This is a genomic window from Stenotrophomonas bentonitica (assembly GCF_002887735.1).
GTDB lineage: Bacteria > Pseudomonadota > Gammaproteobacteria > Xanthomonadales > Xanthomonadaceae > Stenotrophomonas > Stenotrophomonas bentonitica_A.
On record NZ_PKQP01000003.1, the window covers coordinates 396,593 to 409,389 of the forward strand.

The 12,797-nt window shown below is 68.5% G+C and carries 11 protein-coding genes; 1 reads left to right on the forward strand and 10 read right to left on the reverse strand.

Going from position 1 to position 12,797, the window contains the following annotated elements; translation table 11 throughout:
- Positions 1-20: 20 nt before the first annotated feature.
- The 3 genes from cls to rpmB form a co-directional block, all read right to left on the reverse strand.
- A complete protein-coding gene (gene cls / locus C0R07_RS08935) occupies positions 21-1,439 on the reverse strand; it encodes a cardiolipin synthase (protein ID WP_070470035.1) in 1,419 nt (472 codons plus the stop codon).
- Between the two features lie 145 nt (positions 1,440-1,584).
- Positions 1,585-1,752: a 50S ribosomal protein L33 gene (gene rpmG, locus C0R07_RS08940; RefSeq protein WP_172407465.1), complete on the reverse strand. Its 168-nt coding sequence runs from the start codon at positions 1,750-1,752 to the stop codon at positions 1,585-1,587.
- A gap of 10 nt (positions 1,753-1,762) precedes the next feature.
- On the reverse strand, positions 1,763-1,999 hold the full coding sequence (gene rpmB, locus C0R07_RS08945) for a 50S ribosomal protein L28 (RefSeq protein ID WP_019185625.1): 237 nt from the start codon (positions 1,997-1,999) through the stop codon (positions 1,763-1,765).
- A gap of 320 nt (positions 2,000-2,319) precedes the next feature.
- Here rpmB and C0R07_RS08950 point away from each other — a divergent pair, with 320 nt between their 5' ends.
- Entirely contained in the window at positions 2,320-3,531 is a 1,212-nt protein-coding gene (locus tag C0R07_RS08950; protein WP_102788705.1) for a glycosyltransferase, read from the forward strand.
- A gap of 110 nt (positions 3,532-3,641) precedes the next feature.
- On the opposite strand, the gene C0R07_RS08955 is transcribed toward C0R07_RS08950, so the two are convergent.
- The 7 genes from C0R07_RS08955 to C0R07_RS08985 form a co-directional block, all read right to left on the reverse strand.
- On the reverse strand, positions 3,642-6,803 hold the full coding sequence (locus tag C0R07_RS08955; RefSeq protein ID WP_102788706.1) for an efflux RND transporter permease subunit: 3,162 nt from the start codon (positions 6,801-6,803) through the stop codon (positions 3,642-3,644).
- Positions 6,804-6,838: 35 nt separating this feature from the next.
- On the reverse strand, positions 6,839-7,828 hold the full coding sequence (locus C0R07_RS08960; protein ID WP_102788707.1) for an efflux RND transporter periplasmic adaptor subunit: 990 nt from the start codon (positions 7,826-7,828) through the stop codon (positions 6,839-6,841).
- On the reverse strand, positions 7,825-9,105 hold the full coding sequence (locus C0R07_RS08965; RefSeq protein WP_102788708.1) for a TolC family protein: 1,281 nt from the start codon (positions 9,103-9,105) through the stop codon (positions 7,825-7,827). Before C0R07_RS08965 ends, C0R07_RS08960 begins: the two co-directional genes overlap by 4 nt.
- Before the next feature lie 54 nt (positions 9,106-9,159).
- A complete protein-coding gene (locus C0R07_RS08970; RefSeq protein ID WP_102788709.1) occupies positions 9,160-9,537 on the reverse strand; it encodes a DUF2946 family protein in 378 nt (125 codons plus the stop codon).
- Positions 9,538-9,637: 100 nt separating this feature from the next.
- On the reverse strand, positions 9,638-11,425 hold the full coding sequence (locus C0R07_RS08975) for a DUF885 domain-containing protein (RefSeq protein ID WP_102788710.1): 1,788 nt from the start codon (positions 11,423-11,425) through the stop codon (positions 9,638-9,640).
- Between the two features lie 279 nt (positions 11,426-11,704).
- The gene (locus C0R07_RS08980; RefSeq protein ID WP_019185618.1) at positions 11,705-12,046 is read right to left on the reverse strand and encodes a lipid-A-disaccharide synthase N-terminal domain-containing protein; all 342 of its coding nucleotides are present in this window, start codon (positions 12,044-12,046) and stop codon (positions 11,705-11,707) included.
- Entirely contained in the window at positions 12,046-12,768 is a 723-nt protein-coding gene (locus C0R07_RS08985) for a glycosyltransferase family 2 protein (RefSeq protein ID WP_046272973.1), read from the reverse strand. Before C0R07_RS08985 ends, C0R07_RS08980 begins: the two co-directional genes overlap by 1 nt.
- Positions 12,769-12,797 lie beyond the last annotated feature (29 nt).

The window sequence follows — 12,797 nt, forward strand, 5'->3', positions numbered from 1 at the left end:
TCCACGTGCGTCACAGCGGGCTACATCAAGGCATCGGCCAGCCGTGCGATGCCTTCGCGGCTGCGCTTCCATGCCGGCCGTTGGCGCCATGTCGCCAGATCCAGCGGGCGCGACTGTTCGAGATAGTCTGCTTCGATCTGCGCCAACTGCCGCACCATGCCGGCGTCGTAGCAGAGCATGCCGATCTCGGCGTTGAGCGCGAACGAGCGGATGTCCAGGTTGATCGAGCCGACCAGCGCGATATCTTCATCGACGGTCAGGTGCTTGGCGTGCAGGAAGTTCGGCGCATACAGCGCGATGCGCACGCCACTGCGCAGCAGCTCGTCGTAGTAGGCCTCCTGCGCCCAGGAGGTCAGCCGCTGGTTGGTGCTGGCCGACAGGATCAGCTGCACCTGCACGCCGGACAGCGCAGCGATGCGCAGCGCGCTCAAGGTCGCTTCGTCGGGCACGAAATAGGGCGTGACCAGCACGATCCGCCGCCGGGCCAGATGGATCAGCGCGTTCACCGCATCACGCGCGTTGCTGAAGGGATACGCCGGGCCGCTGGGCAGCAGCTGGGTCGGGACATCGGCCGAGCACACCGGCACTGCGGTCAACACATCCAGGCGCTGTCCGGTTTCCATGTACCAGTCGCTGGCGAACACGGCCTCCAGATGGGCGACTACGGGCCCACGCACGCGCGCGACCAGTTCCTTGTTCGGGAACCCGGCCACGAACTGCGCCCGCGCCAGGTTCTGCGAGCCGATGTAACCGACGCGGTTGTCGATCACCGCGATCTTGCGGTGGTTGCGCAGGTCCATGCGGCCACTGCGGCGCCAGCGCAGGCCACCGGGCAACATCGCGCGCACATCCACACCGATCGCCTGCAGGCGGTGGCGATAGTGGCGCAGCCCGCGCTTGGCGCCGACAGCATCCAGCAGCAACCGGCAGTGCACGCCACGCGCCGCGGCGCGCTGCAGTGCCTGAACGATGGCCTCACCGACCGCATCGTCGAACATCAGGTAGTACAGCAGGTGGACGCGTTCGCGCGCCTGGTCGATGTCTTCGATCAGCGCCTGCAGCGAAGCGTCGTAGTTGTTGAGCAGATCCACCGCGTTGCCGTGGATGGGCATGAAATCGCCCTGGCGCTCGATCAGCGGCACGATCTCGGCGGTGGCGGTATCCGGCGCGGGCGTCCAGCGCAGCGGCGGCTGCAGGGCCTGTTCCTCGCGGATCACCTGGGACGCCTCGGCCTGGCGCTGCACGCGCTGGCGCGACAGCCAGGGGTGGCCGAACAGCAGGTACAGCGGCAGCCCGAGCAGCGGCACGAAGCCGACCAGCAGCAGCCAGCTGCGTGCGGCACCGGGCGTGGTGCGGCTGGGAATCCAGAACAGCGCGGCCAGCCGGATCAGCCAATCCAGCATCAACAACCACGAACCCAGCAGCCACTCGAACAGCATCGCGTCGCCCGTCGGGAGGGGAATCGCATTCTGCCATGGGTCGCTGCATGCAACCGGTCATGCCGGGTGCGGGCCCGGGCGCGGCCCATGAAAAAACCCGCCACGAGGGGCGGGTTTTTTCGGGAAGCTCAAGCATCCTCGCGGATTACTTGATCTTGCCTTCCTTGTACAGGACGTGCTTGCGCACGACCGGATCGTACTTCAGGAATTCCATCTTCCCGGGGGTGTTCTTCTTGTTCTTGTCCGTCGTGTAGAAGTGGCCAGTGTTGGCCGTCGAAATCAGACGGATCTTATCGCGCTTGCCTGCCATGATCGTTTACTCCTCAGACCTTTTCGCCGCGCGAACGCAGCTCAGCCAGAACGGAGTCGATGCCGTTCTTGTCGATGGTGCGCAGGGCATGCGCGGAAACACGAAGCTTGACCCAGCGGTTCTCGCTGGCAACCCAGAAGCGGCGCTCGTGCAGGTTGGGCAGGAAACGACGACGGGTCTTGTTGTTGGCGTGCGAGACGTTGTTACCCGTCTGCACTCGCTTGCCGGAAACTTGGCATACGCGGGACATTGCGCACCTCGATAAAGTAGTTGTCAGCCCATAGCCCGGGCGACGGCGGCCTCGGCGGTTTCCCGCCACACGTCATGAGAATCAAAGGGTTACGCTGTCGAGGGCGGGCCGGATGACGTGTTCCCGGCCACCGATCCAAAGGTTTTTGGACACAGCGAGCCGCGCATTATGCCCGCTCCGGGGGCCTGCGGCAAGCCGGCCTGGCCCAAGCGCGCCATCCCGTCCCCGTGACAGCCGCTCCGCTAGGCTGCCCGGGCCTGCAACGCGGATGTGACGATGACGACCCCAGCCCCTTTACTGCCCTTCGCCTTCAGCCTTTCATGAAGCTGCTCGCCCTGACCTACGGCACCGAAGGCGACACCCGCCCGCTGGTGATGCTCTGTCATGGGCTGATCGGCGCCGGCCATGAGGTGCTTCTGCTGGCCGAGCGCGGCACGCTGGATACCGCGCGCCAGCTGGGCGTCCCGCATGCCGCGCTGGAGGGCGACATCCATGACGAGGTGGTGGCGCTGGTGTCGCGCGGCAACGCCCGCCTTGCGGCCTCGCGGGGTCTGGCGCGGATGGCGCAACGGCACGTGCCCGGCTGGATGCGCCAGGCCGACGCGGCGGCCGCCGGGTGCGATGCGGTGCTGACCGGCGGGCTGGCCGCGTTCGTGGGCCTGGCCGTGGCCGAACACCACGGGCTGCCGGTGATCGGCACCGGGATGATCCCGCTGACCCCGACCGCCGGCTTCCCCTCTCCGTTCCTGCCCCGGCTGCGCCTGCCGGGGCTGCTCAATCGCCTCAGCTACGCCCTGGTCAACCAGGCGGTGTGGCGCACCTTCCGCGGTCCGGTCAACGCCGCGCGACGGGCATTGGGCATGCCGGTGCGCGCCTCGCCCTGGCGGGATCTACCGATGCTGTACGGCATCTCGCCCAGCCTGCTGCCCCCGCCGCCGGACTGGCCCGCCAACCACCGAATCTGCGGCCAGTGGCGAGCACCGGAGCACGGCTGGCAGCCGCCCCCGGCCCTGCAGGCCTTCCTGGACGCCGGCCCCGCCCCGGTCTACCTCGGGTTCGGCAGCATGACCGGCTTCGATCGCGACCAGGTGCTGCCGGCGCTGCTGGCGGCCCTGGCGCCGCGGCGGGTACTGCTGTTTCCGGGCTGGGCCGGGCTGCCCAGCGCCCCGCTTCCGCAAAACGTGTTCGTGCTCGGGCCGACCCCGCACGAAGCCCTGTTCCCGCGCTGCGCGCTCGTCATCCACCACGGTGGCAGCGGCACCACGCACTCGGCCTGCCGGGCCGGGGTGCCCTCGCTGGTGATGCCGTTCGCCGCGGATCAGTTCTTCTGGGCGGACCGGCTGCAGCAGTTGGGCGTGGCACCGGCGGCGCTGTCGCCGAAGCGGTTGGACGCAGGGACACTGAGCCGGGCCATCGCCTTTGCAGAACATGCCAATACCCGCGCCCGCGCTGGCGCGCTGGGTCAGGCGATGACGGCCGAGAACGGCGTCCGCGCCGGCGTCGCTGCCATCGAGGCGTGGTTGTCACCTTGATAGCAGCGGCCACGGCGCGCACGGAATTTTCTGTGCCGCCTGAAGAATCACCCGACCAACGGTCGGGTGCTACCCCATCGATGAAGGGTTACCCGACCACCCGTGCCGCCTCATCCTTTCCGATGCAGCCACCGATACAGCACCGGCAGCACCAGCAAGGTCAGCAGCGTGGACGAGACGATGCCGCCGATCACCACGGTCGCCAGCGGACGCTGCACCTCCGAGCCGGCGCCCACGTTGAAGGCCATCGGCACGAAGCCCAGCGAGGCCACCAATGCGGTCATCAGCACCGGGCGCAGACGGCCCAAGGCACCCTCGCGTACCGCCTGCGGCAATGGCATCCCCTGCTCGCGCAGGCTGCGCACGAAGCTGATCATCACCAGGCCGTTGAGTACCGCCACGCCGGATAGTGCGATGAAGCCGACACCGGCCGAGATCGACAGCGGAATGCCGCGCAGCGCCAACGCCAGCACGCCACCGGTAAGCGCCAGCGGCACGCCGCTGAACACGATCGCCGCATCCTTGACCGAGCCGAACGCCCAGAACAGCAGCGCGAAGATGATCGCCAGCGTCACCGGCACCACGATGGACAGGCGCTGGCTGGCCGAGATCAGCTGCTCGAAACTGCCGCCGTACTCGATCCAGTAGCCGTTGGGCACCTGCACATCGCGCCCGATCGCCTGCTGCAGATCACCGACAAATCCACCAAGGTCGCGGTCACGCACGTTGGCGGTGACCACGATCCGGCGTTTGCCGTTCTCGCGGTTGATCTGGTTCGGCCCTTCGCTGTTGCTCAGCGTCGCCAGCTCACGCAGCGGCACCGTGCGCGCACTTCCACTGGTCCAGCTGCCCGCCCTGCTGGATTCATCGGCCGCGTCCGCCAGTGCGGTTTCCAACGACACCGGCAGGTCCGCCAGCGCGGCCGGGTCCTGGCGCAGCGCTTCGGGCAGGCGCACCACGATGTCGAAGCGGCGATCGCCTTCGAACAGCTGCCCTGCCACCTGGCCACCCACCGCGGTGGCCACGGTCGACTGCACCTGGCCCGGGTTCAAGCCATACCCGGCCAACGCGGTGCGGTTGGGGGTAACGGTCAGCAGTGGCAGGCCGCTCGTCTCTTCTACCCGCACGTCGGCCGCACCCGGCACGCTGTCGGCCACCGCCGCGATGCGCTTGCCGACCGACAGCAGCGTGTCCAGATCATCGCCGAACAGCATCACGGCCACGTCGGCACGCACGCCGGAAATCAACTCGTTGGTGCGCATCTGGATCGGCTGGGTGAACTCGTAGTTGTTGCCGGGCAACTGCTCGACCGCTTCTTCCAGTTCGGCCAGCAGCGCCGCACGTGTCTTGCGCGGATCCGGCCAGGCCTTGCGCGGTTTCATCATGATGAAGGTATCGGCGACCGAGGGCGGCATCGGATCGGAGGCGACCTCCGGCGTACCGATCTTGGAGAACACCTTGTCCACCTCGGCGAACTGCACCAGCCGGTTCTCGATCTGCTTCTGCATCTCGATGGACTGGGTCAAGCTGGTGCCGGGGATGCGCATGGCGTGCATGGCGACATCGCCTTCGTCCAGGTTCGGCACGAACTCGCTGCCCAGCCGCGTGGCCAGCAGGCCGCAGCCGATCACCAGCACCAGCGCGCCGGCGACCATCCAGCGGCCGCGCCGCAGGGCGAAGGCCAGCATCGGCTCATAGCGCCGACGCACCCAGGCCATCAGGCGGTTTTCCTTCTCCTGCACACGGCCACCGAGGAACAGCGCGATCGCGGCGGGCACGAAGGTCAGCGCCAGCACCATCGCACCGGTCAGGGCCAGCACCACGGTGATCGCCATCGGGTGGAACATTTTTCCTTCCACGCCGGTGAGCGCGAAGATCGGCAGATACACCGCGGTGATGATGCCCAGCCCGAACAGGCTCGGGCGGATCACTTCGGCGGTGGCGCTGGCGGTTTCGGCGAAGCGTTCTTCGCGGGTCATGTCGCGGCCGAGCAGGTGCTGGCGTTCGCCGAAGCGGCGCAGGCAGTTCTCGATGATGATCACCGCACCATCGACGATCAGGCCGAAGTCCAGCGCGCCCAGGCTCATCAGATTGGCCGACACACCGCCCCGGGCCATGCCGGTCAGCGTGAACAGCATCGCCAGTGGAATCACCGCCGCGGTGATCAACGCCGCACGGAAGTTGCCGAGCAGCAGGAACAGCACCACGATCACCAGCAGGGCGCCTTCGACCAGGTTCCTGGCGACGGTCTCGATGGTGCGGTCGACCAGCGCGGTGCGGTCGTAGCTGGCGGTGACGGTGACGCCCTCGGGCAGGCTGGCCTGCGCCTGCTGCAGGCGCGCGGCCGCGGCCTGGGCGACATCACGGCTGTTGGCGCCGATCAGCATCACCACCGTGCCCATCACCACTTCATGGCCGTTCTGGGTGGCCGCGCCGCTGCGCAGTTCCGGGCCGTCCTGCACCTGGGCCACATCGTGCACATGGATCGGCACGCCTTCGCGGCGGGCCAGCACGATGTTGCCGATCTCCTCCAGGTTGGCGACCTGCCCGGGGATGCGCACCAGGAACTGCTGGCCGTTGCGTTCGATGTAGCCGGCGCCGACGTTCTGGTTGTTGGTTTCCACCGCCTGCGCCACGTCCTCCAAGGTAAAGCCCAGCGCGCGCAGGCGTGCCGGATCCGGGGTGATGTGCACCTGGCGCTGGAAGCCACCGATGGTGTTGACCTCGGTCACGCCCGGCACGTTGCGCAGCTGCGGGCGGATCACCCAGTCCTGCAGCGTGCGCAGGTCGGTGGCGGTGTACGCCGTGCCATCGGCCTTGCGCGCCTTGGGATCGGCGTCGATGGTGTACATGAAGATCTCGCCGAGGCCGGTGGAGATCGGCCCCAGCTGCGGATCCAGTCCCTCGGGGATCTGCGATTTGACCTGCTGCAGGCGCTCGGCGACCTGCTGCCGGGCGAAGTAGATATCGGTGCCGTCCTTGAACACCACGGTCACCTGCGAGAGGCCGTAGCGTGATAGCGACCGGGCCTGCTCCATCGCCGGCAGGCCGGCCATCACCGTTTCCACCGGATAGGTGATGCGCTGTTCGGTCTCCAGCGGCGAGTAGCCCGGCGCGGCAGTGTTGATCTGCACCTGAACGTTGGTGATGTCCGGGGTGGCGTCGATCGGCAGCTTGGTGAAACTCCAGCTGCCGAGCGCGATCAGCACCAGGGTCAGGGCCATCATCAACCAGCGATGGGCGATGGCGGCGCGGATGATGCGCTCAAGCATGACGGCGCCCTCCGGATGCGGGGCGTGGCGAGGCGTCAATGTTCATGCGATGCCCCCGCCTTGCCGATGTCGGCCTTGACCACGTAGCTCTGCTCGACCACCACCTCTTCGCCGAGGGTCAGGCCATCGAGCACTTCCACCTTGCCGGCATCGCGCGCACCGAGCGTGACCGCACGCGCGGTGTAGGTCTCGCCTTCGCGCACGAACACCACGTCCTTGCCGTCCATCGTCTGCAGGGCGCTCAGCGGCACCACCTGCGCGGCCGGGGTGGTGGCGACCACGATGCGGGCCTTGACCGCGGCACCGGGCCGCCATTGGCCATCATCGTTGCGCAGCGTGGCACGGGCGACCGTGCTCTGGCTGGCGGTGGCGGTACCGGGCAGCACACGCTCCAGCGTGGTGGCCTGGCTGACGCCGTCGGTCATCCGCGACACCGTGACCGGCACGCCAGCGGTGATGTGCTGGGTGTCGTTGCCGAAGATATGCAGGTCCACCCACAACGTGGACAGATCACCGATCTCGAACAAGGGCGTGCCCTCGCCGGCCACGCCGCCGACCTGGGCCTGGCGCGCGAGCACCACGCCACCGATCGGTGCGGTCACGGTGTAGGTGGTGAGACTGAGGTTGCTCTCGATGCTGGCCAGCACCTGGCCGGCACGCACGCGGTCGCCCACATTGGCGCGCAGCGAGCGGATCGGACCGGGGAAGCGCGCCATCACCTGGGCAACGCGGCCATCGACCGGGGTCAACAGACCCTGCACGTCGTGTTCGTCAGCGATGGTGCCGGCCACGACCGGTGCGACGCGGATGCCGGCCTGTTGGGCCATGGCCGCGGCGATGGTGGTGCTTTCCGGGGCGTCGTGGTCGTCATGATCATCGTCGTGTCCGGCTTCACCATGGCCGGCGTCCGTCTCGGCCGCCTTGGCCGGCGCCGTGGCGGGTTCGCTGCCGCCGCAGCCGGTGAGCGCCATCAGCGCGATCAACAGGCTGCCGGCCAGCGCGGTACGGATCAGGGTAGTGGTCATCGGCGGTCCTCCGTGGACACGGTGTCGGTCGCGGCGACCATGCTCTGGCCGGTCAGACGCTGGAGTTCGATCAAAGCGGTCTGTGCGGCGATGGCCGCTTCCAGCTGGCGCTGGCGTGCTTCGATGCGCATTGCCTGCAGCTGTGCCCATTCCATGTAGCTGATCGCGCCGGCACGCCAGGCCTTCTCGGCGGCATTCTCGGCGCGCTTGAGCTGGGGCAGTACGTCGCGTTCCATGCGGGTGACTTCCAGCCGCGAGGTCAGGTAGCGGCCATGTGCTTCGGCCAGTGTGGCGTACAGTTGCAGCGCGCGCGCCTCGCGTTCCACACTGTTGAGCGCCAGTTCGGCCTCGGCGGCGCGGATCTCCGGGTCGGCACGGCGCACACTGCCCAGCGGCAGGCTGAAACCGGCGACCAGGGAGGTGTCGCGGGTATCGCGGCTGTTGCGCACGCCCACCTGCCAGCTGACATCGGGCCGTGCCTGGGTGCGGGCCAGCTGCAGCTGCGCTTCGCGGATGCGGCGTTCGCCGGCCAGCACCGCCAGTTCCGGGGTCCGCTGCAGTTCCTCGGCGAGCACGGCGAAGTCCTGCAGCGCGGGCAGCTGCATCGGGTCGCCGGTGACCACGTCGAAACCGGGCTCGCGCTGGCGCCACAGTGCTGACAGCGCCGCACGCGCGGACTGATCCATCTGCCGGGCGCGATCGCGGTCCAGCTCGGCCTGGGCCTGCATCGCCTGCGCGGTCAGCAGCACCGACTCGGGCGAGGCACCGGCGTGCAGGCGCAGCCGCGCGGCGGCGACGGCGCGTCTTCGCTGCTCGATATCGGTCTCGGCGATGCGCAGCTGCTGACGCGCGTCGGTCACTGCCAGATAGCGGCGGGCGACCTCGGCCATCAGATCCAGCCGCGCGGTTTCGCGCTGCGGGGCCAGGCTGTCCAGGTTGGCCTGGGCCACGGCGCGGCGGGCATCCAGCTTGCCGCCGCGTTCCAGCACACCGGCCAGGGTGACGGTGACTTCGGCGGCATCGACGCCACGGGCATCACCGCTGCCGAGTGCGTTCTCCAGCTCCACGCCCACGGTCAAAGGGGGTGACAGGCCGGCCGCGTCACGGCGGGCTTCCCACACCGGGCGCTGGGCCTGCGCCAGGCGCAGGTCGGGGTGGTACTGGGCGACGCGCGCGATGGCGTCGTCGAGGGTCAACGGTGCAGCAGGTGTCGTGCCCTGTGCGTATACGCACGGCACGAACGCAATGGCAGCCAACGCTGCCAGACGCATCCACATGGGAGTCTCCAGAAAACAATCAGATGGCAAACGGCGGCACGCGGCCGCAGGGCATCAGATCGCTATCGGAGGACGCAGCAGGTTCTCGGGCGGCTGGGTGCGCAGTTGCGCGACCAACCCGGCAGGGACGCCGTGGCTGGGGGCGGCGGGCAGGCTCCAGGCCATCGCGGCCATCGGCAGCACGCCGCCGTGGCCATGGCAGTGGCCGCAATGCACCAGGGCATGCAGCCAGTCTTCGTTGTCGTCGTCGTCGCTGGAGGCGATGCCGGCGGTGTCATCGCTGCCATGCAGCTCGCTGCTGTCGGCATGCACGCTCAGGTGGATATCGGCCAGGGCCGAGGCCAGCGAACTGCCGAACACGCCCACACCGACCACCACCAGCATCAGCAGGCGGAGCAGCAGGGACGGACGCGGGCGGGCACGACGGAACATGGCCCGCAGGGTAGCCGGGCGTGAAGCCGTTACACAATCGCAGCCCGGCAGGTCGGTTCACGTTGGCAGGGGCCGGCGCGATGGCCGGCCCCCGCGCATCTCAGCTGGTCGCAGCCTTGCGCTGGGCGATGAAGGCCTGGATCTGTTCCTCCAGCACCGGCAGGGGCACCGAGCCCTGGCTGAGCACGGCGTCGTGGAAGGCCTTGACGTCGAAACGGTCGCCCAGCTCCTGCTCGGCCTGCGCACGCAGGCGCACGATCGCGATCTCGCCGAGCTTGTAGCTCAGCGCCTGGCCCGGCCAGGAAATGTAGCGATCCACTTCGGTGGTCACTTCATGCTCGCTCAGCGCGGTGTGGTCGCGCAGGTAGGACAGCGCCTGCTCGCGGGTCCAGCCCTTGTGGTGCACGCCGGTATCGATCACCAGGCGCGCGGCACGCCACATCTCGTAGGTGAGGCGGCCGAAATCCTCGTACGGGGTTTCGTAGATGCCCATCTCCACGCCGAGCTTCTCGCAGTACAGGCCCCACCCTTCGCCGTAGGCGGAGATGTAGTTGTTGCGGCGGAACGCCGGCTGCTCGCCCTGCTCGGCCGCCAGCGCGCCCTGCAGGGCGTGGCCCGGATCGGACTCGTGCAGGGTCAGCGCCGGCAGGTTGTACAGCGGCCGTGCCGGCAGGTTGTAGGTGTTGAGCCAGTAGGTGCCCATGCCACCGCGGCCGGCGGTCCAGAACGGGGCGATATCCGGCGGTACCGGCACGATGGTGAAGCGCGCGCGCGGCAGGGTCATGTACTTGCCGATCACCCCATCCACGCGCTTGGAGATCCACGCCGCGCGGTGCAGCAGCTCGTCCGGGGTCTTGGCATAGAACTGCGGGTCGGTGCGCAGGAAGGTCAGGAACTCGGCGAAGCTGCCCTTGAACTCGACCTGCTTGATGATGCCGTCCATCTCGGCCTGGATGCGCGCCACTTCCTTCAGGCCGATCTCGTGGATCTGCTGCGGGGTCAGGTCCAGCGTGGTGTATTCGTGGATCTGCTGCTTGTAGTACGCCTTGCCGCCGGGCATCGCTTCGGCGGCCAGGGTGGTGCGCGCCTGCGGCACGTACTCGCTGACGAAGAAGGTGCGCAGCTTGGCGAAGGCCGGCACCACGCTGCCGCCGATGGCCTGGCGGGCCTGCTCCTGCAGCTGTGCCTGCTCGGCGGCCGGGATGCTGGCCGGCAGCTTCTTGAACGGCGCGTACAGCGGCGACTGGGTCGGGTCCTTCAGTTCGGAGACCGTGGCGATGGACACCTCGCGGCCATCGAGCACCGCGCGCGGCACGCTGAAGCCACGCTTGAGGCCGGCACGCATGTTGTCGGTCTGCTGGTCGAAGTAGCGCGGCACATCGTTCAGGCGCGCGATGTAGTTGCGGTAGTCCTGCGCGGTCTTCATCTCGCGCCGGGCCATGAAGGACAGGTTGGACCAGAACGAGGAGTCCGCGTTGAACGGCATTTCGTAGGCGCGCAGGCGCACATCGGCGGCCAGGTTGAACACCTGGTCGCGGTAGATCGCGTAGTTGATGCGGTTCTCGGCGGAGAGCGCCTGGGTGTCGACCTTGTCCAGCTGGGCCAGCACGTCGTCCCAGACCTTCAGCCGGCCCTGCTGCGCGGCCGCGCCGACATCGGGCATGCGGGTGGCGTTGGCCGGGCCGTCGCCGTCTTCGCTGGCCTCACCGCCACCGGCTTCGCGCCAGGCCCATTCCTTCTCGTAGATGGCGCGGAACTGCGCATCGGCGGGGCTTTCGGTGGCCAGGCTGGCCGGGGCGGCGGCCGGGGCAGCTGGAGGCGCGGCCAGGGCGGCGCCGGCAGGAAGGGCCAAGGCGAGCAGCAGCGCAGCAACGAGCGGTGATTTCACGATCAGGGTTCCCGGGGGACGGCAAACCCCGATGATGGCACCCGGCGAAGGGGCTGCGCATGGATCAAAGGTCCTGCCCGCGTCGCGGGCAGGACCGGGGACCGGCCACAGGCTGGGACCCCAGCGCCGAAGGCGCGAGGTAGCCACCGACCGTTGGTCGGTGGCTACCTCGCAAACGCGCGGCCCATGTCGCCGACGCCGGCCCCCGTTACGGCGCCGGCCCCCATCCTACGTTGGCCCCATCCGGTAGCCACCGACCGTTGGTCGGTCGGCACGCCCTCAATGCGCCGCCTTGTCCCGCTTCCACCCACGATGGTCGATATCCAGCTTCAGGCTGTACAGCGCGGTGAACGCCGGGAACAGGTTCTGCAGCACGCCCACCGAGTCCTGCTTGGCCGAGAACAGGAAGTAGCTCAGCGTCATCAGGCTGCCGACCACGCTCATGTACCAGAACAGGCGCGGGATCACCGGCTTGCCGGCACGGCGCGAGGCGATGAACTGGACCAGCCAGCGGCCACCGAACATCAGCGCGCCGGTGTAGCCGATCAACTTCCAGCCGGTCACGTGCAGGCCGGTCCAGTAAAGCCACGTCAGTGGCTGGTCGAGCCAGTGCAGTTCCATCAGCGCTCTTCCACGGCGGTGCGCTTGCTGCGCGTGATCAGCCAGGCTACGCCGCGCAGGTCGCGGATGCCGACCAGCGCGCGGCCCAGGTTGTTGTACTTGGACACACCCGCGGTGCGGTGCCGATGGTTGACCGGCACGCTGGTGGTCTTCCAGCCGGCCCGCTGCATCAGCGCGGGCAGGTAGCGGTGCATGTGGTCGAAGTACGGCAGCTCCAGGAACGCCGCACGCTCGAACAGCTTGATGCCGCAGCCGGTATCGGGGGTATCGTCGTGCAGCATGCGCGCGCGGATCGCATTGGCCCACTTGCTGGCCCAGCGCTTGCTGCCCGAATCCTGGCGGTTCACACGCCACCCGGCGAACAGCTTGACCTCGGTGGCGGCCGCCGCGCGCGCGGCGAGCAGCTTGGGGATGTCGGCCGGATCGTTCTGGCCGTCACCGTCCAGGGTGGCGATCCACGGCGCGCGGGCGTGCTTGACGCCGTTGCGCACCGCGGTGCTCTGCCCGCTCTGGGTGACGTGGTGCAGAACCCGCAGCTCGGGCGTGGTGGCCTTCAGGGCCTGCAGGACCGCCAGGGTGTCGTCGCGCGAATGGTCGTCGATGTAGACGATTTCGAAATCGACCTGCCCGCGCAGCGCGGTGGTGATCTCGTTGATCAGGGGCGTGACGTTGTCGCGTTCATTGAAGACCGGGACGACGACCGACAACTGGGGTTGGCTCATGGTCGGGCTCTGCGAATGGCCAGGATCGA

What these genes read in the sequence shown, in the direction of transcription:
- C0R07_RS08950 (WP_102788705.1), top strand. Translation starts at nt 2,320, where the DNA reads ATGAAGCTGCTCGCCCTGACCTACGGCACCGAAGGCGACACCCGCCCG.
- C0R07_RS08960 (WP_102788707.1), bottom strand. Translation starts at nt 7,828, where the DNA reads ATGACCACTACCCTGATCCGTACCGCGCTGGCCGGCAGCCTGTTGATC.
- C0R07_RS08955 (WP_102788706.1), bottom strand. Translation starts at nt 6,803, where the DNA reads ATGCTTGAGCGCATCATCCGCGCCGCCATCGCCCATCGCTGGTTGATG.
- C0R07_RS08985 (WP_046272973.1), bottom strand. Translation starts at nt 12,768, where the DNA reads ATGAGCCAACCCCAGTTGTCGGTCGTCGTCCCGGTCTTCAATGAACGC.
- C0R07_RS08965 (WP_102788708.1), bottom strand. Translation starts at nt 9,105, where the DNA reads ATGTGGATGCGTCTGGCAGCGTTGGCTGCCATTGCGTTCGTGCCGTGC.
- cls (WP_070470035.1), bottom strand. Translation starts at nt 1,439, where the DNA reads ATGCTGTTCGAGTGGCTGCTGGGTTCGTGGTTGTTGATGCTGGATTGG.
- C0R07_RS08980 (WP_019185618.1), bottom strand. Translation starts at nt 12,046, where the DNA reads ATGGAACTGCACTGGCTCGACCAGCCACTGACGTGGCTTTACTGGACC.
- rpmB (WP_019185625.1), bottom strand. Translation starts at nt 1,999, where the DNA reads ATGTCCCGCGTATGCCAAGTTTCCGGCAAGCGAGTGCAGACGGGTAAC.
- C0R07_RS08970 (WP_102788709.1), bottom strand. Translation starts at nt 9,537, where the DNA reads ATGTTCCGTCGTGCCCGCCCGCGTCCGTCCCTGCTGCTCCGCCTGCTG.